Consider the following 24,620-nt stretch of genomic DNA (forward strand, 5'->3'; position numbering starts at 1 on the left):
AGCTTCCTGATCACGAAGTTTCTAGGCCGCCGCGTCGAAGACGGACTGGCGTGCGGGCGCGCGCCGGGTCGCCGAAGACGGGCGGCGTCGACCTCGGGAGGAGGCGCTGCGCTGGGGGCGTTCTACCACCGGTGCGGTGATGACGACCGGGATGCCGGACGGGGCCTGGGCGCCGGTGATTTGGCTCAGGGTCTCGTCGCCCGAGCGGATCTGGGTGGTCTGCGGCCGGATCCCGGCGTCCGCCATCAGACGGACCATGCCGCGGCGCTGGTTCGGTGTGACGAGCGTGACGACGCTGCCGGACTCGCCGGCGCGGGCGGTACGGCCTCCGCGGTGGAGGTAGTCCTTGTGGTCGGTCGGCGGGTCGACGTTGACGACGAGGTCGAGGTTGTCGACGTGGATGCCTCGCGCCGCGACGTTCGTCGCCACGAGCACGGTGACATGTCCGGTCTTGAACTGGGCCAGGGTCCGGGTGCGCTGCGGCTGCGACTTGCCGCCGTGCAGCGCGGCGGCCCGTACCCCGCTGTTGAGCAGGTCCTGGGTCAGGCGGTCGACGGCGTGCTTGGTGTCCAGGAACATGATCACGCGGCCGTCGCGGGCGGCGATCTCGGTCGTGGCGGCGTGCTTGTCGGCGCCGTGGACGTGCAGGACGTGGTGCTCCATCGTCGTGACCGCACCGGCCGAGGGGTCGACCGAATGCACGACGGGGTCGGTCAGATACCGGCGCACCAGCAGGTCGACGTTACGGTCCAAGGTGGCGGAGAACAGCATCCGCTGCCCCTCCGGGCGGACCTGGTCGAGCAATGCGGTGACCTGCGGCATGAACCCCATGTCAGCCATCTGGTCAGCCTCGTCCAGCACCGTGACACCCACGTGGTTCAGCCTGCAGTCGCCACGGTCGATGAGGTCCTTGAGCCGGCCAGGGGTCGCGACGACGACCTCGGCCCCACCCCGCAGTGCGCCGGCCTGCTTGCCGATCGACATCCCGCCCACCAGCGTGGCCAGCCGCAGCTTGACGGAGCGGGCGTACGGGGTGAGCGCGTCGGTCACCTGCTGCGCCAGCTCTCGCGTCGGTACGAGGATCAGCCCCAGCGGCTGGCGGGGCTCAGCCCGCTGTCCGGCGGTACGGGCGAGCAGGGCGAGGCCGAAGGCGAGGGTCTTGCCGGAACCGGTGCGGCCGCGGCCCAGGACGTCACGGCCCGCCAGGGAGTTCGGCAACGTGGCGCCCTGGATCGGGAACGGTGCGCTCACGCCCTGCTTGCCGAGTTCGGCCAGCAGCTGCTCGGGCATGCCGAGCTCGGCGAAGCCCTCAACGCCGGGCAACGCGGGGGTGATCGTCTTGGGGAGCGCGAACTCACCCTGCACTGCGGCGGGCCGGCGGCCGTAACCACCGGAACGGGCCGGCGAGTCGAAGCGGCTGCCGCTCTTTCTGGCGTCGGCACTTCCATTACGGGGGCGGGCGGAGCGGTCGTTCGTGTGTGTGCGGTTCATGCGGAACCTTCCTCGATGCGGCGCATATCAAGGAATTCCCGCAGCGATGAGCGGCACGGGGAATTACTGCTATGGGCCGATGGCAAATGAAAGCAAATCTGGCCGGCGGAAATTTGCGCGGGCACGGGTGCTTAAATGGGGGACGTGCGATCTGCGGTGTAGCTCTTCAGGATGCGCCTGCATTCTGAAGGAGGAGCCACGTGTGGTGAGCTGTGGATCCTCCGAGGCTTCTCGCGAGTGAAACCACTGCGGGAAATGCATGCAGCTGGGGCCCGCACCCCGAAGGATGCGGGCCCCAGCTACAAAATGTGCGTCAGCGTCAGGCCGGAACGATGTTCTCGGCTGTCAGGCCCTTCTGGCCCTGCGCGACGTCGAAGTTCACCTTCTGGCCTTCGAGCAGCTCGCGGAAGCCCTGGGCGGCGATGTTCGAGAAGTGGGCGAACACGTCAGCGCCGCCACCGTCCTGCTCGATGAAGCCGAAGCCCTTTTCCGCGTTGAACCACTTCACGGTACCAGCAGCCATGTCATATCTCCTTTGGGGCAGTACATCGACCTCCGCACTGCGCGGACGCCGTGTCGCCGCAATGATTACCCCGCCCGGAAAATGACCGGAAATACAAAAGCACTCCCACCGACAGGAGCCGAGTGGGGGCACTTGAAGTTTTGGGAACCACAACTGCAACTGAGATCGACAGTAGCACGCCTCCAGGGTCTGCGTAGGTTAGACAATTCCACTCTGTTCGTTGCGGCAAAAACTCTCACTGCATGGGCCGTTAAACTCTCACCTCACGGGCACAGGTATTGATTCACCTGGGGTGCAACGATTCAGGAAGCCCGCCTTCTCGGTTCGGGCTTGTTCCCTCACCTCACCGAAGGCCACGTCGCACCAGGGGCGCGGCAATGGCGCACGCCAGTTCAGACGCCGCGCTGAGGCCGACGATCTGGCGCTCGTGATGAGGTACGTGCTCAGGGGCAGCTTGCTCGGCGTCACGTGGTTGGCGTCGGCGCCCAGCCGTTGCGCGGCTTCGTCGGCTTCGTCGGCTTCCCGAAGGAATGTCTGCGTCGTTGCCCGGTCCTCGGCTCGGGAGGCTGCTACGGCACCGGGAGGAAGCCCGTGCCATGGAGCGTGAGGTACCTGTCGTTCGTGGTGCACAAATCGCGCTGCACCACGGCCGCCCATCGTTCGCTAGCTGGAAGCGGCCAGTGGCCATCAGGCAGGGCTTGGCTGCCCAAAGGAGCCCCGCGCCGCTGCAGGGCCTCTCAGACAACCCTGGCCTGTCGATACCATCACTTGACGGAGACCGTCGACAAGGCTCACCACGCGAGCTGAGCCGGTTGCACTGGGGCTACCGTCAGGTCAGTGACCTGCGCACCGCATCGACAAGCTACAACCGGAGCAACTAGAGCGGATGTACCGGGCGCTGCTCGATGCCGGGGGTGCCCCCTCGCACGTCGTGAAAGTGCACCGCATCCTGTCCCGCGCCTTGAAGATTGCCCATCGCCGACGCATCGTCGGTGAAAACGTCGCGACGCTCGTGGACCCTCCGAGCATCGACGAAACCGAGGCGAATCCCTTCACCAAGGAGGAGGCCAAGGCGTTCCTCGAAGCGGCAGCGAAGCGACCCACTTCCATGCGGTGGATCGTGGGAGTCGGCATGGGGTTCCGGCAGGGCGAACCCTCGGTCTGCGGTGGCCGTATGTGGACCTGGAGGCTGAGCTCTTCCGTCCGGAGTGGCAGCTCCAGCGCCTCACGTGGCGACACGGCTGTGACGACCCTCGTGCCTGCGGTAGCCGCCTCCACCGCTTCGACCCGTGCCCGCCCGGCTGCACCACGCACCGGAACTACAAGCGGGGTTGTCCGAAGCCCTGCCCCAATACGTGCGCCAAGCACGCGAGCGCCTGCCCTCAGCGCAGGGAAGGTGGACTCACCTTCACCCGACCCAAGACCAAGAAGAGCCGGAACGCCGTCCCGATCCCGCCCGTCTTCATCCCGTTCCTGCACGCCCACAAGGCGCAGCAAGAGGAGATGCGGGCTGCCGCCGAGGAGCTGTGGGAAGAACACCATGTGGTGTTCTCACGGCCGGATGGGCGACCGCTCGACCCGCGGCAGGACTACGAGGAGTTCAAGGAGCTGCTCGCCGAGGCCGGGATCGACGACCGCCGCCTGTACGACGGGAGCCGCCACACGGCCGGCACGATCCTGGGCGTCGACATGCCCACGATCATGGAGATCCTGCGGAACACCGAGATCAGTCAGACGAGGCGGTACGTGAAGGGCAGATCACACCTGTCGAAGGGACGCGATGCGGCGCATGGGCGAGTTCTTCGTGCCCGCTCCCGAGCGCCCCGCTGCGATCAAGGCTGATCCCGTCGACAACCGCGCGGCCCGCGCACGACGTCGCCGCCGCATCTGCTGAGGATGAGTTCCCAGGTGGGAGTCACTTCCGCCTGGGGACAGCCTCGATACGACGCAGGGTTCCCAAGCTCAGGCTGCACCGTCATGATGAGTCAGCGTGAACGACTTAGTAATGCCTCTCGTTGTCGCTGTGCTTGGGTTCGCTGCAACGGGCTTTGGGGCCGTTGTTGGAGCACGAGCAGTCAAGTTCGGCGCCGAGAAGAGCGCTGAGGCAGTCCGGCGGCAAGTACAAGACCAAGGCACCGTTGAGCACGGCCATTGGCTAAGACAGCAGCGCTTCAACACTTATGAGAGTTTCCTCGAAGCCTGGGACGAGTGTCTACGTATCACCCAAGCATATGCAGACGCTGACAACTCAGACTCGACGGGTCTAGAGAACCTTCGGCTGGCCGCAGACCGCATGGCAGAGCGCGCACGACGCATCGCGATCTTGGGCCCCCCAGAAGTCACGTATGCGGCTGAGTCTCTGACAGAGACGATGCAGGAGGACGTCAAGGTCGCCGTCCGGTTCACCGAGGTGGCCCAGGCCGCAATAGCAGAGGTTGATGGGCGCCCGATACCCACCGAGGAGGCGTCCGAAGCAACAGAGGAATATCTGTGCCGCAGCCGACAGGTTGCGGAACTCGTAGCTACCCATCGAAGTCAGGGGCGTGACCTGGGCGAGCTTGATGGCCACCCCCTGTTGCGGGCAGCGATGGAGAGCATTGAGCGATATCGGCATGCCTCTAGAGAGGCGCGGGAAGCGCTGAGCGCGAACCTTGAGCGAATCTCCTCTGCTGCGAGCGAGGCGTTCTCAATGGGGGATGTACTCATACGCAACAAGCAAGCACGAGAACTCAGCCGGGAACGGTTCACGAGCGCCGCACGGGAGGCACTCAGCAAGGCATCCACCCCCGACCTGCAATCCGATCGATGAGGGTGATCAACCCATGCGCTTCTAGCTCTACAGCGACCCCAGGAGCGGGAGTCCCTCGGCGCCCGTGAACGTGATTGAGACCAGGACTGAGACCGCTGACAGGCACACGGCCCACTTCCGGCGCCCGCCCTAACATCCGCTGAACGACAAAACCCCAGGTCAGAGTAGATCCGACCTGGGGTTCTCACTGAGCCGCCTTCGGGATTCGAACCCGAGACCTACGCATTACGAGACCGTGAGCAGTCACGTTGCCTGGTGCTACGTGGTGCCGCCTCGTGACGTATCTGCTGATCAGAGCAGGTGCACCGGGTTGCGCCGTGCTGACCCGTGCTGCCCTGTCCAAAGGCGTCTGTCCACCGGAGGACGTCACCCCTCGGCACGTGGCGGCCCTCCGCTGACATGCTGGCACCACGGAGTCTCGTTCGGTCACCGTAGTCCACGCGCTTGTCGACATCCAACAGGCGATGTTCTGGCGGCGTGGCCCGGGTCCGGTGTCGCGCGCTAAGGCGTCTTCAGCGTCCGGCCGGGGCGTCGGGTGATCCGAGCTGCTGCTGGATCAGGTAGAAGGCGAGGCCGACGAGACCAGTGCCGGTGGCGTAGGCGGCACCGCGCAGGGCGCTGGAGAGCAGGGCGGTGCGGCGGCGGGCGATCCACTGCCGCGTGCGGCGGATACTGTGCATGGTGGGTACTCCGTTCTTCGGGGTGCTGTTGGTCCGGCGGGGGCTGGGCGGCCTAGGAACCTTCGGCCCACGCCGGACCTGCTTGTTTATTCAGGGGTGGTCGGCAAGTTCGTGGATGCGGTCGACCAGGGGGCGTCGAGCCAGCAGGCCAGGCGCCGTCGCCGGCGTGCTGAGGGGTCAGTCGGCTGAAGTCGCCTTCATGCCCCGGTGGGGACGGTCCGGCTGATGTTGTGGCGGGCGGAGTAGCCGGCGAAGTGCTCTGGAAGTCGGAACTCGAAACACGGTCAGGAACCGAGCCGCAGGGCTTGGCTACACTCAATACGCCTATCCCTTATGTCGATTGATGGTCTATCAAGGCAGCGAGCAGCACTCGCAGGCGTGCCGGGCGGCAGCCACCACCCAGGACCGTAGTGCCGCAGCCTGGGGCGGACAGATCAGGCCGTCGAAAACCGGCGCTGCCATGACGCTTATAGCGTTCACGCACGCAGGCTGCGTGGGTACATTAGTGAATACGCGCAGGTCAATGACCTGGCGTTCCCTTGTTGCCCCTTCAGCCGAGGAGGGGGCTCGCCCCTCTGAACCATTGGCCGAAAAGCACTGCATGATGCAGTCTCCCGTCTGGTGAGCCGAAGCAGCCTCTTTGCCACGTGGCCAATATGCAGCAGCGCGCCCCGAGGCGGGCGAGATCCGGACCTCGGCCGCGAACGTCTCACTCTGGGGCGATCGCGAAGTTGACCGACTAGGTATGATTCGTCGCGCTCTCCTCCGGCTCGCGCGGTCGGCCATTGGCCAAGGGTCAGGCAGGCCGGAAGCCGCCCCTGCGCGATATCACCTCGGACAAGCATCTGGCACCCCCAGTTCGACCAATACGCAGACGACAACAGCCCGCGGATTCCGGGCTGGTGCTCGACCAGCTTTCCCGGGTCGCAAGCAGAAGACCAGGAAGACCCCCTTCCTCTAACAGGAGCCGGGGGTTCCTCCATGCGCTGACCTGCGGCGCATCCGGTGAAGCTCATGGAAACTGGCGCATCCGTCAGTAACGGCCGAACCGGCACCCGCAGATAGACTTCCGCGCCGACACGGCGAACACCAGGACCAGCTTTTTCCGGAAAAGCGACTTCCGGTATATCGAGCAGGCGCAGAGGGGGCGCTGCCCGAACCCTCGACCACAGCTTGGCCACCGATCCGCAACCGCCCCCATGGTCGACCCCACTGGCCGGGTGCAGGGACATGAACTCAACGCACGCGTTGACGCTGCGGAAACCGGCGCCCCGGCTCAGGCGGAATACCCCAGGCCGTCCGTCGATTGGTCTTCTTGCAGAGATCACAGGAAGGGGGCGCTGGCTGGTGGCCGAGCTGATGTTGTTCCGGCGGGACGTGGACGGACGGGACGTGGAGCTGTCCGGTTCGACGGTGGCGCTGGAGGTGGAGCTGCAGCGGCGGGTCGAGGCCGGTCTGGAGCAGATGCTCAGCATCCGGTTCCTGGCGTCGGAGTACCCGACCGGTCCGTGGCACCGGGGCCGGATCGACACGCTCGGGCTGGACGAGAACGGCAGCCCGGTGGTGATCGAGTTCAAGAAGGGCTCCGACAGCGGGGTGCTGTCGCAGGCCGTCTCCTACCTCTCCTGGCTGGAGTCGGCGCACCACGAGTTCGAGGCGCTCGTGCGGAAGGTGCTGGGCGTGGAGGCTGCCGAGTCGATCAACTGGCGTCGCCCGCGGATGGTCTGCATCGCGGCAGGCTTCTCCCATCACGATCGCGTGGCCGTGCAGCGGTTGCCCGAGCGGATCGATCTGGTGCGTTACCGGGTCTTCGAGGGCGGCCTGCTGAGCCTGCTGCTCGTCGACTCCTCGCCCGGCTTCCCGACCGCCGCTTCGTCTCGGCGAAGCCGAGAGACGGTGGTCGCCAACGCGCCAGCGGCACCGGTGACTCCTCCGCCGGCGGGTGCCGGCCTCGTTCCGGAGTGCCTGCGGGACCTGTACGCGGAGCTGGACGATGCTCTGACGGCGTGGGGCGAGGTCGAGGTGGCGCCGCTGCGGCACTACATCGCCTACCGGCGGCTGGTGAACGTGGCATCGGTGCTCTTCCGTCCGAAGCACGAGGCGATCTTGGTCTATCTCAGACTCGACCCGGACACAGTCGAGTTGGAGGAGGGCTTCACGCGGGACATGCGCGGCATCGGGCACCTGGGGACCGGGGACCTGGAGGTGCGCCTCGCCTCGGCGGCCGACCTGGAGAAGGCGGCGCCACTGATACGGCGGGCGTTCGAGGCGGCCTGACGCAACGAGAAGGGCGGCTGGCGCATCGGTTTACTCGATGCTCCAGCCGCCCTTTTGGCGTCTGCGGCCCGCCAGCCCCGGCTTCTTCGCTCTCATGCTCATGCCTCCGGCCCGGCCAGGGCGAAGTCGTCCTTCGTCAGCTCGGCGTGGAGGCGCTGCTCAAGTGGTGGAGTGACCTTATTCGTAACGTGCGGTATTCCTCGGCGGACGCTCTCCCTCGTGGTCCGCAATGCGGCCAAGGGCTCGGCTCCGATGGGCGAATCACCTGTCGGTGATCAGGGCCAGTCCATCGAGCATTGACGTGAGGCCGATCTCGAACAGTTCGTCCAGGTGCAGGTCGTAGCCGGCGTGGCCGAGGGAATCGATGACCCGGGTGAACGTCGGGTAGTCGCCAGAGGTGACGATCGCTTCAAGGGTCGGCGCCTGGGTGTCAAGCCACTGGTCTTCGGTCAGGCCCGTGGCATCCTCAGCCTGGGTTTCCCGTTCCAGATGGACTGCGATGCCCTGCACGTAGCTGTAGATGAGCACGTTCAGGTTGAGCATGGTCGTCGGGTCGAGTCCGTGCCCGTCAAGGGCGCTGAGCATCCACTCGGAGTAGGTCATCAGGTTGGGCAGCATCAGCGGGCGGGTGAGCGGGCCGATCTGCGCAAGCCAGGGATGTGCGCGGTGCAGCTCCCAGAGTGACCGGGCGCCCAACTCCAGCCGGGCCCGCCAGCGCCGAGGCGGCTCAGGGGGATAGGAGAGTTCGCCGAGGACCGCGTCGGCCATCAGGAGCACAAGGTCGTCTTTGCTGTTCACGTAGCGATAGGGCGACATGGTGGCGGCACCCAGGCGTGCGGCGATGCCCCGCATGGACAGCCCATCCAGTCCTTCTGAGTCGGCGATGTCGATGGCGGTGCGCACGATGCGCGCACGGGTCAGTTCGTGCTCGGGCGCGGGCGTCGGGCGGGGGCGCCGGCCTCGCGGGGGGCGGCGAGGGGGTGCCACCACGGTGCCGACGCGTGGCTGGGCCTGCACGATCCCCTCCTGGCGCAGGGTGTTCAGTGCCTTCGTCGCGGTGGCCAGCGCCACGTCCCACTCCTTGGCGATCTGGCGCGTCGACGGGACTCGGTCGCCGGGAGCAAGCTCGCCGTCCTCGATGCGTCGCCGGATCTCCGCGACGATGCGCAGGTAGGGCGGAATGAGTTTCGAGGCCACCATGCCCTCCTTCTTCCTGTACTAGGACAGAGATTACCAGGGAAGATGACCCTCACGACCCTCACTGCACTAGTACAGGGGCACAAAAACACCACTTGGCGGCGCTGCGCGTACGTCGTACATTCAGTGCGTACACCGTATGAAGAAGGGGATTCCATGAAGACCGTGCTCGTCTCCGGTGCAAGCGTCGCCGGACTCACACTCGCCTACTGGCTGCGCCATCACGGCTATGCGCCGACCGTGGTCGAACGCGCCCCCGGCGTGCGTCCCGGAGGTCAGGCGATTGACGTCCGGGGTGTCGCGCTCGATGTCCTCGACAGGATGCACCTCCTGGAGCAGACTCAGCAGGCACGGACCCGGATGCGTGGCATGTCGATGCTCGACGGCGACGGCAACGAACTCTGGCGCTCCACCGACATGACTCTCAGCAGTGGCCGGCTCGACAGCGACGACATCGAGCTGCTGCGCGAGGACCTCACGCACTTGCTGTACCGGCAAAGCCATGAGGACGTCGAGTACCTCTTCGACGACTCCATCTCCCTCCTCCAAGAGGGCGCGCACGGCATACGGGCCAGTTTCGAACGTAGCCAGGACCGCACCTTCGATCTCGTGGTCGGTGCGGACGGCCTGCACTCGAAGGTGCGGCAACTCACCTTCGGCCCGGAGCGACAGTTCATCCGTCACCTCGGCCCCCACGTGGCTGTCTTCAGCACCGACAACTTCCTGCACCTCGATGACTGGCAGGTATGGCTCCAGGACAGCGCCGCGAGCTACTGCGTCTACCCAGTGCGCAACAACACCGAGATCAGGGCTACTCTCGGCTTCACATCGGAGCCCCTTGACTACGACTACCGCGATACCGAGCAGCAGAAGTCGATCCTCGCCGACCGAATGTCACATCTGGGCGGGGAGACCCCGAACCTGCTGAAGGCCATGTGGGAAGCACCCGATTTCTACTTCGACGCGATGGCTCAGATCCACATGGATCGCTGGTCGGAGGGCAGAGCAGTGCTGGTCGGAGACGCGGGGTACTGCCCGTCTCCGCTGTCCGGCCAGGGCACCAGCCTGGCCCTGGTGGGCGCCTACGTGCTGGCTGACGAACTCCGTAAGGCCGGCGCTGACCACCGCACGGCACTTACCCGCTATGAGGAACGACTGCGCCCGTTCGTCGAGTGCAATCAGGCACTCGCCACGGAGAACCCCGGGGGGTCTGCTTCCGAGGATTCCATGGAGCGAGCCAAGACCGCGATCACACTGGACGACTGACCATTCAGCCCTGCCGGAGATGAGCAGGCAGGTGCGGCGTGGAGGACGGCGGCGAGTGGCCGGCTTCCTGGTAGCAGACGCCGAACTTCCAACGAATGCGCCTGCTGTGCGGCACCTCGGGTGCGCGAGACGGCCCGCTACCAGCCCTTCCCTCGGCCGTGACTGCGTCATGCAGTCGGATCCGGCTGGTTGCGAGCGTCGTGGCGGGTCGAGCCCAAAACCGTTGAGTTTTCCGCGACTTCTACTCCAAGGCATGGTCCCGTACTGCGAGGTAGGCGGACCAATTGGGTTGGGTGTAGGCGGCCCACTTGTGCGCGGTGTCGATCGAGATGCCCAGCAGTTGAGCGAGCACGGGTGCCGGTAGCTTCTCGGCGAGTGCGACAAGCGCGGCGATACGTGCGGGTTGGACGTGGAAGCCGTGTCGGCGCATGAGCAGGCTGATGCCGGGCGTGGACATGGGCTGGCCGGGGATGTTGCCGGGGAAGAGCCACTGTTGCGATGGCTCCGAGGGCGGCAGCAGGGGTTCGTCTCGGGTGGTGGCGGCGAGTTCGGCCAAGAGGTCGGCCAGGCGGGGCGGGAGGAAGAGGGTGCTGGTGCGCAGCCTGAGGTAGCTGTCGGTCCCGCGCTGTTGGATGTCGGCTGCGGTCAGGTTCCGGATCTGGTTGGCAGGCAGTCCGTAGAGGAGGGTGAGTGCCCTGCCGACGCGAACGCGTAAGGGGAGAGCGTCGGAGTGCAGGCACTCGCGCAGTTGCGCCCAGCGTTCGTCGTCAGTGAGAAACCGGCTGCCTCCGGAGCGACGGACGGGGGTGACGTCGTGTGCGCCGGTCAGGCCCCGCCGGTGTGCCCAGGCCAGGAACATGCACAGATCGTGACGTCGGGCGGGTCCGGCATCGAGCCAGTCCTCCACGTGGCCCTGGCGCAGGGTGGCCAGGGTGAGTTTGCGGCTATCGAGCCAAGTGAGGAACTCGAGGATGAGGAGGACTTCCGCGCGGATCTTGAGGCCGGATCCGGCGACGGATCGGCCGCGGGCGCCCTGGCGACGCGCCCTGCGCAGCAGCTCCCATTGAACGTAGGGCTGCAGCAGCTGGGCATGCCGGGTGGGGCGCTCGGCGAGGAGCCGGTCGAGCCATGGGGTGATCCGGTCGAGCGATTCCTGACGAGGCGGCAGGACGTTGGTGCGCACGAGTAGTGCTCGGACGTAGCTCTCGTCGTGGCCGGCGGGTAGTGCGTCGAGGGTGGCGTGGCTGATCGGCTCGCCGCTGGCCGCAAGGTGGCCAAGGAACTGGGAACAGCTTGTTTTCTGCAGCCAGTTGAGCAGCCGCACGGGATTCGGGGTGGAGATCATCTCGTCTATCAGCAGGGTGAGCTGAGCGGGGACCCGACCGGTGGGGGCCGGCAAGCAGGTCGCGCAGGCGGTCGTGGAGGAGGCAGCGCGCGCATTGACCGTGCGCGTAGGTATCCGCGGTGGCGCAGGTGAGGCAGGGCGGCGGTGATGCGTGTCCGGCGCATGGGCCACAGATCCCGGTCCCGGCGTCGTCGCGACCGGTCAGCGGACGGACCTGACCACAGGTGCGGCACCGACGGCCGCCGTAGCGCAACGTGCCGTAGCAGGGCTGACACACCGGGCCAAGCGGCCAGGTCGCGGCGGTCGGACGGGACTTTCCGCAGTGGCCGCACGGCCGCTGCGGCTTGGGCATGCATCGGCGGCAGACCCAGCTCTCTCCGGCCAGGCGCTGGCAGTCACGCTGCTGACCGCAGAAGCCGCAGGCGGTGTGCTGGGTGGGGCGCCGGTAGCAGCGGTAGCAGCACGCCAGCTGCGTCTCGGTGGCGCGGCGGGCCAGCGGGGCGATCTCGCCGCAGCATCCGCATTCGCCGCGCTCGCGCTGGTCGTTGTAGCAGCGCGGACACAACGGGCCGTCGGCGGTGAGGGCCTTGACCAGGCCGACGGTGTGGCAGCGGGAGCACTCGCGTTGTGGCCGATCCCAACACCGCTCGCACACTGGTTTGCCGTCGTCGCGGCGCACGGCCGGTAGCCGCGACTGTCCGCAGTTCGCACAGGGCTGGGTGACCTGCGGGTCGACGCGATAGCACCGAAAGCAGATGCCGCCCTCGGGCCGGCGGGCGGCAATCACACCCATCCTCCCGCAGCGTGCGCACAGCTTCGGGGCTCGCCGTGGTCGGCACCTGGCGCACAGACGCCGCCGGTCGTGGAGAGTCATCCGATCCTGGTCCGCGCCACAACCAGCACAGACGGGCAACGTCACCTCAAAGCCGGAACTCAGTAGGAGCTTGGCAAGCCGGCGCAGCGAGACCGGGAAGCCGACGCCCGGATCCCGCAACGCAGTCGGCCGCTCATGAATGTACGCATCGAGCTCCGACGCACCGCGCCCCGTCCATGCCCGGGCCCCGCGAAGGGCCTGCTCGGCCTGCTCCGCGTCGAGCTCGGGACACTGCTCCCCAAGCGCCATGAGCAGGCGTTGCTGGACTTCTTGGACAGGGCCGGGTCGTGCGTCGTCACGACGGCTGTCGCCTCGACCAGTCACGGCTGCTCGGGTCGGCGAATCACCGATCGCCGCACCTGCGGCGGCGGGGCCGGTGACGTCTCGCAGGCCGCCTTGGGGACCTGCCGGTCGACGACCCGGATCTCTATCAGGTCGTTCGGCGTGCACTGCAGGATGTCGCACAAGGCCGCCAAGGTGTCCATGGACAGCCGCTGCGGCTCCTGCGTCACCAGGCGATAGACCTGTTCCCGGGAGAGCTGCACGCCCCGCTCGGCGAGCAGCGGCACCAGCTCGGAGGTCTGGAACATGCCCTGCTCGGCCATGAGGCGGCGCAGCCGCCAGCCACAGCCCATCTTCCGAATCACGGCTTCTCACCCCACAGGTCGTCGTGGTGCTCGGCCAGGACACGGCGCAGTTGGCGGGTGCGGTACTCATCCGACACCCCGGTGTACAGCGCCGTGGTGGAGGCATGCAGATGCCCGACCTGCTCTTGCACGAACCGCTCCGGATAGTCGAACTCCACCAGGTGCGTCACATACGAGTGGCGCAGGCAGTGCGGGTCCAACTCCGGTGCCAGCCCTGCCAGATCCCGTACCGAGTTGAAGATGTCGTTCACCGAGCGCCGGTGCAGGCGCCCACCTCGCTCGGTGACCCACAGCGCGGGATGGGTGCCGGCCCGCAGCAGAGGACGCACCTCGCCGACCCATTGCTCCAGCACCGGCACGACCCAGTCCATCTCCGGCACAAGCAGCACCGTGCGCCGCTTCGCCGAGCCGCCTCGTGACGCCTTGCCGAAGCGCACATAGACTGCCCCGAACTGGCCGAACCGCGCGGTTCGCGGCACCCGCCGAAAGTCGACCAGGTCCAGTCCGACAGCTTCCTGCCGCCGCAGACCGAACGCGTAGAGCACTTTCAAAAGCGCCGCATCCCGCATCGCCGGCAGCGCGCCTTTGACCCGCCGGGCACGGATCTGCTCCACCCGACTGTCGGCTGCGTCGAACAGCGCCTGCACCTCGTCGTAGTGCAGCGGCCGACGACGCGGATCGCCCTCGTACTCCGCCACGTGCACCACGGTGTTCCACTCGTGGAAGACCTGCTGGGGCACCAGCCCGAAGCGCTGCTCGCACTCGCCCGCCCAGCCGTAGCGCGGGTCGCTGATGTAGGCGCAGAACATCTGGATCGAGATCTCGTACCCACGCGCCGTCGACACCATGATCGGCTTGGAGCCGGACCGCAGATGCGCGATGAACGCCTCAGCTTCCGCTGGCGTCCACTGCCACGGGTACTGGCCAGTGAAGTCCGCCATCCGTCTCATCAAGGCCAGCCGAGGCGCGATCGTACCGCTCTCCTGCAAGAACCGCGCTCGTTGCTGCCGGGCCCAGCCCTCCAGCATCGCCCGGAAGACCGTGGATTCCGGATCCAACGGCCTTACGTTCTCCGCCAGTTCCAAGATCGCAGGCCCCGGAGACTGGATGCCCGTCACCGTCCACCTCCAGCGTTGCAGCCGATGCATCATCGTTGCGCCGAACGTGGACGCCGGGGAATCCGGGACGGCGCGAGCGCACCGATCACTTCAGTGCCTGGTGACCGTGACGTCTGCGGTCGTTCGGTGCTTTGGGTGGTGGTCAGCGTTTGACGCGGCTGCGCACGGCCAGGGCCGCGAGGCCAAGGAGGACAGGTTCGGCGAGGCGGGAAGTCATCTCGGTGTAGGTGCCGGCAGTGGTCAGGGTCCTGGCCGGAGGAGCGAAAGATCACCGAGTTGATCATTACGCTCAGAGCCTTCTCGAACCGCTCCGTGGTGACGCGCTCTCCCCAAGGGCCGGTGGGATTGACTGGGTCGGGGGTGCCGGTGGTCAGGGCGAGTGTCTGTCCGGCGGCGACTTGGCGGCCGGTGGTTTCCGTCTTCGGGGCCTGGGTGGGCAAGCCCCACAGCATCGTGACCGCCACGGTGACGATCATCGCCGCAGCCAGCGAGGCCAGGGCGCGGGAGGCACGCAACCCGTACCCGGACACCGCCCAGTACGTGGTCAATAGGGCGCGTTCGGCCCAGGGGGTGCCGGTGCGGTCGTGACGACGCATCTCGCACTCGCCGTAGTAGAAATCAGCCGCCCCGGGCTCGTTCTTGCCGTCCTCCAGGGTCTTGCGCAACTGCCGGTAGAGCGCGGCGAGGGTCTCCGGGCTGGAGGTGGGCGACAGGTCCGGGTGGTGGGGCCCGGGTTGCCACTCGTGGGCGGAAGGCTCCTGGCCGGGGGCGGGTTGTCTCACGGTGGCGGCGCGCCAGTGGTGCTCCTCGGCCAGAGTACGGCGCCTGGACCATCGCAGCGGCATCAGTCCGCGGCGGTGCCAGCCGATCGGGGGGCGGGCGAAGGTGATGCGGCCGTCCATGCGGAGCTGGTCCAGGTGCACCGCGCCGACGAAGCGGCACTCGGACAGGTCCACGTCCGTCAGAGCCAGGTGCGCGGCGTCCACCCCGTTTATGTTCCTCACCCGCACACCGACGTCCCGGCCCGCCAGCACCTCTTCGGACAGGGGGACCTCCCTCAGGCCGGTGAAGGGGACCGGTTCGGCCGCCACGGTGACCGGGTACTCCATCACCGCCCCGGCCAGGTCCACCTCGGCGTAACGCAGCCGCAGCGCGGCCGAGGGTGCCCAACGCGTCCGCCGCAGCGATAGCGCTCGCGCGGCGATCATCATCGTCACCGGCGTTTCGAACACGGCATGATCCAGTTTCACCGCGCCACCGCACACCAGCGGGCCCAGCCACTGGGCGGCCTCGAATCGGGCCGCGGTGAACGTGACATCGCGGGTGAAGGTCGCTCCAGGGAACTGGACGGCGCCGGTGAAGGTTGCCACTCGGAAGTGGGCGGCGCCGGTGAAAGTTGCCCGGCCGAACGCAGCGGCGCCGGTGAAGGTCGCCCCGTCGAACCAGACGGAGTAGGTGAAGGTCGTCTGATTGAACGCGGCGAGACCGGCGAAGGTAACCCGATCGAACGAAGCGGCATGGGTGAAGGTTGCCCCGTCGAACGAGGCGAAGTGGGTGAAGGTCGTCTCATCAAACCGGGCGGGGCCCGTGAAGGACGCCCCGTCGAACCGGGCGGGCCCGATACGGGGATGTTCGGTGGTGGGGTCGCGCAGGGCGTCAAGTAACCGGGCCAGCAGGTCTTCGGTGAACGGGGTGCTGCGGTGATCGATGTCGGCGCCCGGAGCCAGGGTAGCGAGGTAGGCGCCGCAGTCAGTCTCGTCCAGGTGGGCCAGGCAGGCTGTGTGTCCAGAGACGCGGATGCCGTAGCAGCCGAACGGGTGTTCCTGAGTGGCATCGTGGCCGCAGTACGGCCACAACGGTGGGGCGCTCGATGGGGGTTCGGGGTTTGCAGACGTCATGCCCCAAGGACGATCGAGCGTGGCTAGACAGTTGCCCACCCCGCCCTGGGAGCGCGGCGCTGAAATCTCGAGCTCTCCGGTCTGGAAACGGGACCTGGGAGTTCCCCCTCCAGCAGGTACCTCGGCACTGTGGCCCTCGCCGCCACGGTCATCTGGATCCGCACATGATCGGACGGACAGAACCTAAGGCCAGCCCCCGCCCCTCTCAGGAGAACCGGAGCTGGCCTGTGCCTGTTCCAGAAGGATGCCCGCGCGGACAAGGTCTTCGGGGGTGTCCACTGCAAGGCCGGCATCGACCACGGGCAACATCCGCACGTTGCGCGAATGCTCGATGAAACGCAGCATCTCGACGCCCTCGGCGCGTTCGAGCGGCCCCTGGCTCAGTTTCCGGAATATCTCGAGCCCTTCTGCTGTGAACGCGTACAGCCCAAGCTGACGGAGGTAGGCAGGGTAGTGGCCCCGGGGGTACGGGATCGGCTGGCGGGAGAACATCAGGGCATTGTTGTCCGCGCTGACGACGACCTTGACGACGTTGTGGTCGATGGCCGCTGCCGCGTCAGTCACGCGCGTGTAAGCGTTGACCGCCGGGGTGGTTGTGTCGAGGTGAGCCACTGCTTCCGCGACGGCGTCGATCGCTGCCGGGTCGATGAAGGGCTCATCGCCCTGGACGTTGATGTACGCGTCGGCGTCGAGGTACTGGGCGCATTCGGCGACACGGTCGGTGCCTGTGGCGTGCTCGCCGGTCATCACGCAGCGAATGGCGAGCTTCCTGCACGTCTCCTCGATGCGACGGTCGTCGGTCGCGACGATGGCGTCATCGAGCCGCGTGGCCTCCTGGCATCGCTGGTGGACATGCCACAGCAGCGGCTTGTCGCCGAGCATGGCCAGGGGCTTTCCTGGGAATCGTGAGGCGCCCCAGCGGCATGGGATCACCGCTATGTGACGGCGCGAGGTGTGCTTCGACTTCGTTGTGGTGGCGGCCACGGTGGTCTCCGGTCGATAGGCGGGTCAGGGACTGGTGGAGCTGAGCAGGAGAGCGAGCTTGTCAGCGATGGTCGGTGCAGGGACCTTGGCGAAGGGCAGCCACCGGTAGTCCGTGACTTCCTCGACTTGGAGGTGAATCTTCCGCTCGCCGAGAAGTCGGAAAGCGAACCGGAAGTCGTAGTGCTGGTGCGCCGGTTCGCCTTTATCGGGGTTGGCTGCGATGTCGTGTACGTCGATGTCGAGCGGGATGCCTTCGTAGCCCGTCAGCGGCACCACGGCGCTGGGCGGGATGCCGGCCTCCTCCTGGAGTTCGCGCTGGGCGGCACTGGAGAGAGCGGCGTCGTCAGGCTCGATGTGGCCACCCGGCACGAGGTCCTTGCCGAGGATCTTGTGGTGGATGTGCAGCACCTGGTCGTGCCGGTCAATCACGATGGCGCCGCAGGTGATGTGGCCGGGGTAGGTCTTACGGCTGGTCGGGTCCCCCGGGCGCGAGAGGGCATCCAGGAGAGGCGTAAGCCTTTCCCGTTCCTCGGGGTGGCGCCCGAGGTAGGCCTCGGTGGTGTTGTGGATGTAGCTGCGGGACGGAGGCATGTGGATCACCTGGCGAAGTGGTCGAGCCAGACGCTGGCGATGGCCTGGCGGTCGTCTGCGGACATTTCGTGGAGGCCCGGGTCGTGCGCACCCCGGCTGAGGGCGGATGTGGCGGCGAGCATCTCGGCTTGGACGAGGTGGATGTACGTGCCGACGGCCGCGCCGTGCAGGAAGTTGACGGCGTTGCCGTTGGCGAGCACGTAGAAGTAGTGGCCGGTCACGTCGTAGCGAGTCAGCTGGTCCCCCGTCGGGGTGCGCCGGTAGAGGTCGTCGAGCGCATCGAGTTCGAGTTCGTCCTCGGAGGAGGTGACCGAGGCGACGTACGCGCCGTTCTGCAGGGTTGCAAAATCGCTCTGCCGCAGGGCCAGGTTGCCGGTGGCGCACAGCACGAGGCCGGCCTCGCGGATCGCTTCCGTGCAGGAGGCGGTGGTACGGAAGCCCTGGGAGTGGGCTTGCACCCGCTTGACGGGGTCGTTGTCGTAGACGACGACGCGCAAGTCGTGGGCTCGCAAGGTCTGGGCGATGCTGCGGCCGACCTTTCCGAATCCGATGACGCAGGCGTCGCGGCTGGTGAGGATGTCACCTCGGGTGCGGACCAGGGCGTCCGTGGAGAAGACGATGGATCGCCCGACAAGGTGGTCCTCGCAGTCCTTCAGCGGGGAGCGAGCCACCGAGAACACGGGGCAGGGCAGTTGACCGAGCGCCTCATACCGCTGGTGGCCGTTTTCGGTGTCCTCGACGACTCCCAGGATGCGGCCGGAGAACTTGTCGACCAGCGTGTGGAGGCTGGGGGCGTAGTATCCGCCGATGTCGAGGAGGACGATGTCGCGACCGGGCACGGTTTCTTCGAGGTACTCCAGGGCGTTGGTCGGATCGGCGAACAGTTCACGGGTAAGGGTGTGGACGGCGTATGTGCGGCGGACCTCTGTCAGAGCCTCCTCGGTCACGGACTTGGGCTTGGGGAGCACGGCGGCGATGGTGGTCGTGCGAGCCATCGCGCGTAGGAACGCCGGGCGTTCGGGGAGCAGGTGCGTAATGATCAGTGAGGTGGCCTGACCTGCGGCGGGGAAGCGTTCGGTAATTCGCCGGAAGAAGGCGTCCAGCCGGGCCTTTTCTGGGCTCTCCACAGCAACTCCTCTCTCGTCGCCATGTGGTTAGGCGGCCTTTCGATAGGCGGGCTGGGCCAGGGCCTGCATCTGTGCGCGCATGCCGGTGGGCAGGTCGACCGTCGGCTGCCAGCCGAGTACAGACTGGGCGCGGCGAGGGTCAGCGCGGGTGGTCAGTACGTCTCCGTTGCGGACGTTGTCGGCATAGATCTGGATCTCTCGGCCGGCGAGGCGGTTGGCGATGTTGATCACGTCGAGCAAGGAGGCATTGGCTCCGCCGCCGACATTGACGATGCCCGTGTCGATGGGGGCACCCGCAGCAGAGATGGTGGCTGCGACGGCATCGTCGATGTACGTGAAGTCGCGGCGCTGGTGGCCGTCTCCGTACAGACGCAGTGGCTCCCCGGTCATGGCGGCGTGGAGGGCGCGGTGGGTGAACATGTCGGGGCGCTGGCGGGGGCCGTAGACCGTGAAGTACCGCAGGGCGATGACGCTGGTGGGGCAGTCGGCTCGGGAGGCGTGGGCGAGGCAGAGCTGTTCCTCGGCGAGCTTGGTGACGGCGTATGGGGAGGCCGGGCGGGGGTGATCACCTTCGACGCTGGGGCCGCCGTTGGTGGGGCCGTAGACGCTGGAGGAGGAGGCTACGACGAGCCGGGGGACGTGCATGCGGGTGGCGGCGTCCATGAGCCGCTGGGTGGCGAGGATGTTGGCGTTGACGTACTCGCTGAACTGCGGTCCCCATGAGGGTCGTACGCCGGGAATGCCGGCCAGGTGGAAGATAACGTCTGCGTCGATGAGGAGCGGATCGATCGCGCAGGTGAGGAGGTCCGCGGTGATGTGCATATAGCCAGGGAGACCGTGCAGTGCGGCCATGTTGGTGGCAGCCGTCTGCTCTCTTGCGGGGTCGCGACGGTCGACGCCGATGACGGTGGTTCCTGTCTGGAGCAGGGCGTGGGCGAGGTGGGATCCGATGAAGCCGGCCGCGCCGGTCACCAGCGCGCGCCGAGGGCTCGATGTGGTCGCGGCGGAGGGGCTGTCTGACACGGAACTCTCCAGAGGTGGGTTGGCGGGTGGGTGGTGGTCAGCTCAGTTGGGACAGGACGGTGCGGCCGTGGGCGCTAAGGAGGACGTCGTCCTGTTCGTGGCCGCGGACGAGCGCGGTGACGGCTTCGATGGCGCCGAAGCGCACCAGGAGCCGTTGTTCGGTGTCCGTGGGGCGACTGCCGTATCCGGTGAAGAAGGCCTCGCGCAGTTGAGGGGCCGCCTGCCAGTGGCGGAATTCGAGTCGGGCGAAGTCCCTGAGGCGGGCGTCGCGTCGCATGTGCTCGAAGTCGAAGGCCCAGAAGCCGTCTCCGATGCGCCAGTTCCTGGGTTGGTAGTCGAGGTGGCAGATGGCGCTGTCCATGCAGGTGCCGGCCAGCTCGTCCGCGATCTGTAGGAGGAAGTTGCGCTCGGTGCCCGATAGGAGGTCTGCGCGGTCGGCCCTGGCAACCCAGCTTCGGAGACGGACTGCCAGCTTGTCTCCCATGTCGCCGGTGCTCCGACGGCACGTCGCCTGGTGAAGAGCTCGAAGTACAGCTCCGGCATCGTGGTGCGCCCGCTCCTCCTCGTCCGAACCCGGCACCAGTGCGTCACCGCTTCGACCGGGCACCGCGGTGAGCAGGAGGATGTGCGTCGAGTCCTGGCGGTCGACTAGCTCAGGTGCGTGGTCTTGGAGATGGCGTCTCCACGTCAGGTAGGCGTGCGTCTCTTGGACGTATCGCGCCTGGCTTCTGTGCTGCTTTGCGAAGTAGGTGTTGCCGCGGGTGTCGATGAGCTGCAGGAGGTGGGGCGGGAGCGTCGGGCCGGCGACGATGCTGACAGCTCCGACCGTCTGGCGCGCGAGTTGGATGCGCGGATCGTCGTAGGCCGTGCTCACGGCGTCGCTCCCGCTGCTGCTGCGGCGAGGTGGGCGGTGTCGTTGTGCCGGTCGAGCATCCAGCGGCGCTGGCCGAGCCGGTTGTGGTGGTGCTGCCAGCGAGTGACGGAGGCGTGGGAGACGGTGAAGCCGGCTTCCGTCATCGGCCCGAGTCCGAGCAGGAGGGCGTGTGCTGCGAGGATCGTTTCGCCGTGGGCGGCGAACAGGACTCGGCCCCCGTCGTGACGGGCGATGAGGTCGCAGAGAAACGCCTCGGCTCGCTGGAGGTAGCCGTTCCAGGTGTCGGATCCCGTGGCCCATGGTTGGTCTGGGTGGGCATGCGGTCCGCCGTTCGCTGCGGTCTTGACGTAGTGCCAGGGCTTGCCGTCGGCCTCTCCGTGAGCGGGGCCATCGAGGCCAGGTTCAATGAGGGGCTCCAGGCCGAGGGCCTGCCCGAGGATCTGTCCGCTCTGCTGTAGGCGCAGTCGGGGGCCGGCGTAGAGCGCGGTGAAGGGCTGGGCTCGGTGCTCGGCGGCCAGCTGGGCTGCGGCCCTCTGGACCTGGAGGTACCCGCGGTGGGTGAGCCCTGTGCAGGTTGCGGGTCCGCCGACGCGGCCGTCGACGTTGCAGCGAGCCTCGCCGTGGCGGACGAAGACGAGTTCTGTGGTGATCACGAGATGCCTTGGGTTTGTTGGCGCTGATGCAGCCAGCCGTAGCGGTAGCCGTGGCGCCCGGCGTACGGCGCGGTCAGTACGGCGTGCAGTGCGAGGAAGTCGCCGAGGCGCTCTCGGCTTGTCGCCCCTAGCTGGGCGTCGTGCCGGGCAGCGGCGTGGTTGTAGCTGTTCAGGGCCGCTTCGATGTCGGGTGGGTCGATCGGGCCGTGCGTCATGATCAGCGTCGTGATCAGCTTGGCCAGGTCGTATCCGAAGGGCGCCAGGGTGAGGTCGTCCGTGTCGACGCTGAAGACCGTGCCGTTCTCGGTGATCAGGAAATTCCGCGGGTTGCTGTCCTTGTAGAAGGCGGCAGGCCCATCGGCGGAGCGCTCCAGCAGCGTCAGCATCGCGTGCAGGGCGGCGGTGTCGGGCAGAAAGCCCTTCTCCAACCGGTTGCGCAACGCTACTTCCCGACAGGAGCGGAAAGCCGCGAGAAGGCTGCCCTCCCGGAGTTCGTGAGGTATGTCCAGCTGTGCTGCGTCCAGGCCGCTTGTCCAGGCAGCACCATGCGCATCGCCCAGGAGCGCGGCCAGAGACAGCAGGTCCTTCTTCTGCGCATGACGACCGTCGATGTGCTCGAAGGTCAGGCTGGCCGGCCCGATCACAATCAGCGCCGGCTGCCGTAGCGGCTTCGCATGGGTGGCGAGCCACCCGTAGTGGTGGGCGGCGGCAGCGGCCTTCGCTGGGGTCTCGTAGTGCTTGGTGAAGTGGAAGGGCGTCACGTCCGACCTCCCACCGAGCAGGCCACGACATAGGTGATGACCGAAGTGGTGGTGATCGGCTTGTCCGGGTGCCACTCGTGGAGCGCGGCGGCCAGGGCGCCCGGGTTGCCGTACAGACCGGGTGCCAGGTCGTACTTGGGGTTGGTGGCGAGGTACTCGGCGGCGTGGTCAAGACCGGAGAACTCGAAGCGGTGCTCCTCGTGCTCGACCGCCACCACGTCCAGGGCTGACTGCGCCAGGTCGGCGAGGTTGCCTCCGTGCGCGGTGGCGTAAAGGCTCTCGTGCCGCTCGGCGTGCGGGTCGAGACCGGCGGTGGCGATGAGGGCGTCCATGTCGCTGTAGCTGTCGAGCGCCTTGGTGACCAGCACGGCGAGCCCACCGGGGGCCAGGGAGCGGGCGATTTCCGCGATGGCTCGCCCGGGGTCGGGTGAGTGGTAGAGGCAGAACGCCGCTACAGCCAGCTCACACGAATCATCGGACAGGGGTAGATGGTGGAAGTCCCCCTGGAGGAAGGCCACTTGCGTTCCGGGGTGGTGGCTGACGCGACTTCGAGCGGCGGTCACCAGGGCGGGAGAGGCGTCGATACCCACGAGCCGCTGCGGCTTCAGCTGCTGGGCCAGGACGCGGCTGCTGGTTCCGCGGCCGCATCCGATGTCCGCTACCAGGCCGGGACGACGGTCGGACCCGGCTCGGTGTGCCTGGGCCAGCTGGACGATGGTCTCGGGGACGGGACGTCCAGCGGTCTTGGCCCGCATCAGCGCGCTGGAGCGACTGGCCAGCCGGGCGGTGTTGCCGTACAGCTCGCCCTGCCGGTCGGGGTCGAGAAACGGGTTGTTGATCACGAACCGCACCCCCGCTCGGGGCGCGGAGCGCTCAGCTGTGCTGGGCGGCGGCCTGGTGCAGCCAGCGTCGCGTGTGCTGGCGGCTGGTGAGGAGCACCACTTCGGCATGCCCCGCGGCGAATTCCTCGATCTTGGCCATGACCCGCGGTCGCATCTTGCGCCGGTAGGTCGCCACGTACTTGATCACGCCCCAGGTGATGCGGTTGTGCACCCCGTTGCCCTTGTGTCCGGCGCCGTGGCGGATCTGTCGGGAAAAGATCCCCCACAGTGCGGCCGGCGTCGAGACGTCCATCAGCACCACGGTGTCGCAGGCTTCGAGCCGGATCTGCAGCGTGGAGTTGTAGTTGCCGTCGATGATCCACGTCGGCTGCGCGACCAGGCCGCGCTGCACCTCGGCGAACTTCTCCATGGGCAAGGCGTTCCACTCGTCGTCGTAGAACGCGGCATCCAGATGCGTCACTGGAGCATCCAGGATCTTGGCCAGCTTGCGGGCAAGATCCGACTTGCCGCTGCCTCCGCAGCCGACGATGGCGACCTTCTTCATGGTGCTCCAGCCTAAAGGTGCTCGGGTGCCCGGATGGCTCGGCCGCCGGAACACATACGGATGATCGCGGCCTGCTGGCCCGTGCGAGGCGGTTCATCACGCGGCCCCCTGCCTTGGCGGCGCGGCGGCGGTGGCCACGTCCAGCACGGTCTCCAGCGCGTCGACCTGGTGGCTGAGCCGGAACAGCTCCAGCCTGCCGATGCACTCCGAGATCAGTTCGGCGTGCTGGTGGCTGCCAGCGATCTTCTGGAGGGCCGCGATCCGCTGGATCACTTGGTCGCCGGACCTGACCACCAGGCCCTCGGGGACGAATTGCTCGACGTGCCGGATGCTGGCCGGCGCCAGCGGCAGGCACCCGGCGAGGACGGCCTCAAAGATCCTCTGCGTCATCTGTCCGACCGCGGCGTACCGCTCGGGCAGGAGCAGGACCGTGGCCAGTGTCGTGCTGTAGAGCCTGGAGACGGCGTTGAAGGGGATTCGGCCGAGGAAGGTGACATGTGGCCAGCACGTGGTACTGGTCCATTTGCCACCCACCCGGTGCTCGAAGCAGGCCGCAGCTGGAGCGAAGAAGCGGTCGAACTCGTCGTCGCGGTCGTACTGGTTGCCAACGTAACCGAGCGGCGTCTTCCGGTCCTCGCTGGCCAGGGCGATTGGGTCGGCGCCGTGCAGGAGCGCATCGTCGACCGGGAAGAGCAGGCGGTGGGCATCAGGGGTCGGCGTGAGGGCGGCCTCGCACACCTCGACGTTCCGGATCCGTCGCCAGATGCTGTCCTCGCGCAGTCGCCGGTCCTTGTCCCAGATCACGGTGGGGGTACGGCGGCGAACGGTGTAGTGCTGGAGCAGCTCCGCTTGGCGGTGAAGATCACAGGTGTGTCCTTGGGTGCCGCAGGCGGTGGTGTTGCGCCCTTCGATGGGCCAGCGCCATTCAAGGAACAGCACGTCGATATCCGGGATGCCGGCGCCGAAGGTGTACGCGTCGCCGAGGTCGTCTCCGGCTTCGAGTCGATCGCGGTCGACCTGTAGAAACACGATTTCGTGGCCGCGCCCGAGGAGCGCGTCGATCAACGGCCGGCGGTGGCTGCGGCCTCCGTCGGGG

The 24,620-nt window shown here is 67.2% G+C and carries 21 protein-coding genes and 1 pseudogene; 4 read left to right on the forward strand and 18 right to left on the reverse strand.

Annotated elements, in window-relative coordinates:
- Window positions 1-21: 21 nt before the first annotated feature.
- Together CP981_RS06675 and CP981_RS06680 are read right to left on the reverse strand one after the other, a co-directional pair.
- Complete coding sequence (locus CP981_RS06675; RefSeq protein ID WP_085924464.1) at window positions 22-1,491, reverse strand: DEAD/DEAH box helicase; 1,470 nt, start codon at window positions 1,489-1,491, stop codon at window positions 22-24.
- Window positions 1,492-1,810: 319 nt separating this feature from the next.
- Window positions 1,811-2,014, reverse strand: a complete 204-nt coding sequence (locus CP981_RS06680) for a cold-shock protein (protein ID WP_085924465.1) — start codon at window positions 2,012-2,014, stop codon at window positions 1,811-1,813.
- Between the two features lie 847 nt (window positions 2,015-2,861).
- Here CP981_RS06680 and CP981_RS06690 point away from each other — a divergent pair.
- Both CP981_RS06690 and CP981_RS06695 read left to right on the forward strand, forming a co-directional pair.
- A pseudogene (locus CP981_RS06690) lies at window positions 2,862-3,908 on the forward strand (tyrosine-type recombinase/integrase); the annotation flags it as partial.
- Window positions 3,909-4,004: 96 nt separating this feature from the next.
- Window positions 4,005-4,823: a hypothetical protein gene (locus CP981_RS06695; protein WP_143658864.1), complete on the forward strand. Its 819-nt coding sequence runs from the start codon at window positions 4,005-4,007 to the stop codon at window positions 4,821-4,823.
- Window positions 4,824-5,335: 512 nt separating this feature from the next.
- On the opposite strand, the gene CP981_RS37590 is transcribed toward CP981_RS06695, so the two are convergent.
- Window positions 5,336-5,503 carry a hypothetical protein gene (locus CP981_RS37590; RefSeq protein ID WP_167536065.1) on the reverse strand — a complete coding sequence of 56 codons (168 nt, stop codon included), beginning with the start codon at window positions 5,501-5,503 and terminating at the stop codon, window positions 5,336-5,338.
- Window positions 5,504-6,850: 1,347 nt separating this feature from the next.
- Here CP981_RS37590 and CP981_RS06700 point away from each other — a divergent pair.
- Entirely contained in the window at window positions 6,851-7,780 is a 930-nt protein-coding gene (locus CP981_RS06700) for a DUF5655 domain-containing protein (RefSeq protein ID WP_167536066.1), read from the forward strand.
- Between the two features lie 261 nt (window positions 7,781-8,041).
- On the opposite strand, the gene CP981_RS06705 is transcribed toward CP981_RS06700, so the two are convergent.
- Window positions 8,042-8,980: a TetR/AcrR family transcriptional regulator C-terminal domain-containing protein gene (locus CP981_RS06705; protein WP_085924467.1), complete on the reverse strand. Its 939-nt coding sequence runs from the start codon at window positions 8,978-8,980 to the stop codon at window positions 8,042-8,044.
- A gap of 153 nt (window positions 8,981-9,133) precedes the next feature.
- Between CP981_RS06705 and CP981_RS06710 the strand changes: the two genes are divergently transcribed.
- Complete coding sequence (locus CP981_RS06710; protein ID WP_085924468.1) at window positions 9,134-10,243, forward strand: FAD-dependent monooxygenase; 1,110 nt, start codon at window positions 9,134-9,136, stop codon at window positions 10,241-10,243.
- A gap of 241 nt (window positions 10,244-10,484) precedes the next feature.
- Here CP981_RS06710 and CP981_RS06715 read toward each other — a convergent pair whose 3' ends face one another.
- The 14 genes from CP981_RS06715 to CP981_RS06780 form a co-directional block, all read right to left on the reverse strand.
- Window positions 10,485-11,588, reverse strand: coding sequence for a hypothetical protein (locus CP981_RS06715; RefSeq protein WP_085924469.1), 1,104 nt, complete (start codon window positions 11,586-11,588; stop codon window positions 10,485-10,487).
- Between the two features lie 1,194 nt (window positions 11,589-12,782).
- The gene (locus CP981_RS06720) at window positions 12,783-13,109 is read right to left on the reverse strand and encodes a helix-turn-helix domain-containing protein (protein ID WP_085924470.1); all 327 of its coding nucleotides are present in this window, start codon (window positions 13,107-13,109) and stop codon (window positions 12,783-12,785) included.
- Window positions 13,106-14,227, reverse strand: coding sequence for a tyrosine-type recombinase/integrase (locus tag CP981_RS06725; protein WP_341873671.1), 1,122 nt, complete (start codon window positions 14,225-14,227; stop codon window positions 13,106-13,108). The genes CP981_RS06720 and CP981_RS06725 overlap by 4 nt, the downstream gene beginning before the upstream one ends.
- A 29-nt stretch (window positions 14,228-14,256) precedes the next feature.
- Window positions 14,257-16,125, reverse strand: a complete 1,869-nt coding sequence (locus CP981_RS06730; protein WP_341873672.1) for a pentapeptide repeat-containing protein — start codon at window positions 16,123-16,125, stop codon at window positions 14,257-14,259.
- A gap of 183 nt (window positions 16,126-16,308) precedes the next feature.
- Complete coding sequence (locus CP981_RS06735) at window positions 16,309-17,109, reverse strand: 3-deoxy-manno-octulosonate cytidylyltransferase (RefSeq protein ID WP_085924471.1); 801 nt, start codon at window positions 17,107-17,109, stop codon at window positions 16,309-16,311.
- A gap of 24 nt (window positions 17,110-17,133) precedes the next feature.
- Window positions 17,134-17,700 carry an NUDIX hydrolase gene (locus tag CP981_RS06740; RefSeq protein ID WP_208852907.1) on the reverse strand — a complete coding sequence of 189 codons (567 nt, stop codon included), beginning with the start codon at window positions 17,698-17,700 and terminating at the stop codon, window positions 17,134-17,136.
- A gap of 5 nt (window positions 17,701-17,705) precedes the next feature.
- Complete coding sequence (locus CP981_RS06745) at window positions 17,706-18,827, reverse strand: adenosylhomocysteinase (RefSeq protein WP_085924473.1); 1,122 nt, start codon at window positions 18,825-18,827, stop codon at window positions 17,706-17,708.
- A 27-nt stretch (window positions 18,828-18,854) separates the two neighbouring features.
- Window positions 18,855-19,850, reverse strand: coding sequence for an NAD-dependent epimerase/dehydratase family protein (locus tag CP981_RS06750; RefSeq protein WP_244329585.1), 996 nt, complete (start codon window positions 19,848-19,850; stop codon window positions 18,855-18,857).
- Between the two features lie 37 nt (window positions 19,851-19,887).
- Window positions 19,888-20,724 carry a phosphotransferase gene (locus tag CP981_RS06755; protein WP_085924474.1) on the reverse strand — a complete coding sequence of 279 codons (837 nt, stop codon included), beginning with the start codon at window positions 20,722-20,724 and terminating at the stop codon, window positions 19,888-19,890.
- Window positions 20,721-21,377: a histidine phosphatase family protein gene (locus CP981_RS06760; RefSeq protein ID WP_085924475.1), complete on the reverse strand. Its 657-nt coding sequence runs from the start codon at window positions 21,375-21,377 to the stop codon at window positions 20,721-20,723. Before CP981_RS06760 ends, CP981_RS06755 begins: the two co-directional genes overlap by 4 nt.
- Window positions 21,374-22,138 carry a phosphotransferase gene (locus CP981_RS06765; protein ID WP_085924476.1) on the reverse strand — a complete coding sequence of 255 codons (765 nt, stop codon included), beginning with the start codon at window positions 22,136-22,138 and terminating at the stop codon, window positions 21,374-21,376. Before CP981_RS06765 ends, CP981_RS06760 begins: the two co-directional genes overlap by 4 nt.
- Entirely contained in the window at window positions 22,135-22,980 is an 846-nt protein-coding gene (locus tag CP981_RS06770; protein ID WP_244329586.1) for a class I SAM-dependent methyltransferase, read from the reverse strand. Before CP981_RS06770 ends, CP981_RS06765 begins: the two co-directional genes overlap by 4 nt.
- A 31-nt stretch (window positions 22,981-23,011) precedes the next feature.
- Window positions 23,012-23,524: a P-loop NTPase family protein gene (locus tag CP981_RS06775; protein WP_085924477.1), complete on the reverse strand. Its 513-nt coding sequence runs from the start codon at window positions 23,522-23,524 to the stop codon at window positions 23,012-23,014.
- Between the two features lie 96 nt (window positions 23,525-23,620).
- Entirely contained in the window at window positions 23,621-24,589 is a 969-nt protein-coding gene (locus CP981_RS06780) for a CgeB family protein (protein WP_244329587.1), read from the reverse strand.
- Between the last annotated feature and the right edge of the window lie 31 nt (window positions 24,590-24,620).

The sequence above is a fragment of the Streptomyces platensis genome (assembly GCF_008704855.1).
In the GTDB taxonomy this organism is placed as follows: Bacteria; Actinomycetota; Actinomycetes; order Streptomycetales; family Streptomycetaceae; genus Streptomyces; species Streptomyces platensis.

What these genes read in the sequence shown, in the direction of transcription:
- CP981_RS06775 (WP_085924477.1), bottom strand. Translation starts at nt 23,524, where the DNA reads ATGAAGAAGGTCGCCATCGTCGGCTGCGGAGGCAGCGGCAAGTCGGAT.
- CP981_RS06730 (WP_341873672.1), bottom strand. Translation starts at nt 16,125, where the DNA reads ATGACGTCTGCAAACCCCGAACCCCCATCGAGCGCCCCACCGTTGTGG.
- CP981_RS06740 (WP_208852907.1), bottom strand. Translation starts at nt 17,700, where the DNA reads ATGCCTCCGTCCCGCAGCTACATCCACAACACCACCGAGGCCTACCTC.
- CP981_RS06715 (WP_085924469.1), bottom strand. Translation starts at nt 11,588, where the DNA reads ATGATCTCCACCCCGAATCCCGTGCGGCTGCTCAACTGGCTGCAGAAA.
- CP981_RS06675 (WP_085924464.1), bottom strand. Translation starts at nt 1,491, where the DNA reads ATGAACCGCACACACACGAACGACCGCTCCGCCCGCCCCCGTAATGGA.
- CP981_RS37590 (WP_167536065.1), bottom strand. Translation starts at nt 5,503, where the DNA reads ATGCACAGTATCCGCCGCACGCGGCAGTGGATCGCCCGCCGCCGCACC.
- CP981_RS06710 (WP_085924468.1), top strand. Translation starts at nt 9,134, where the DNA reads ATGAAGACCGTGCTCGTCTCCGGTGCAAGCGTCGCCGGACTCACACTC.
- CP981_RS06705 (WP_085924467.1), bottom strand. Translation starts at nt 8,980, where the DNA reads ATGGTGGCCTCGAAACTCATTCCGCCCTACCTGCGCATCGTCGCGGAG.
- CP981_RS06680 (WP_085924465.1), bottom strand. Translation starts at nt 2,014, where the DNA reads ATGGCTGCTGGTACCGTGAAGTGGTTCAACGCGGAAAAGGGCTTCGGC.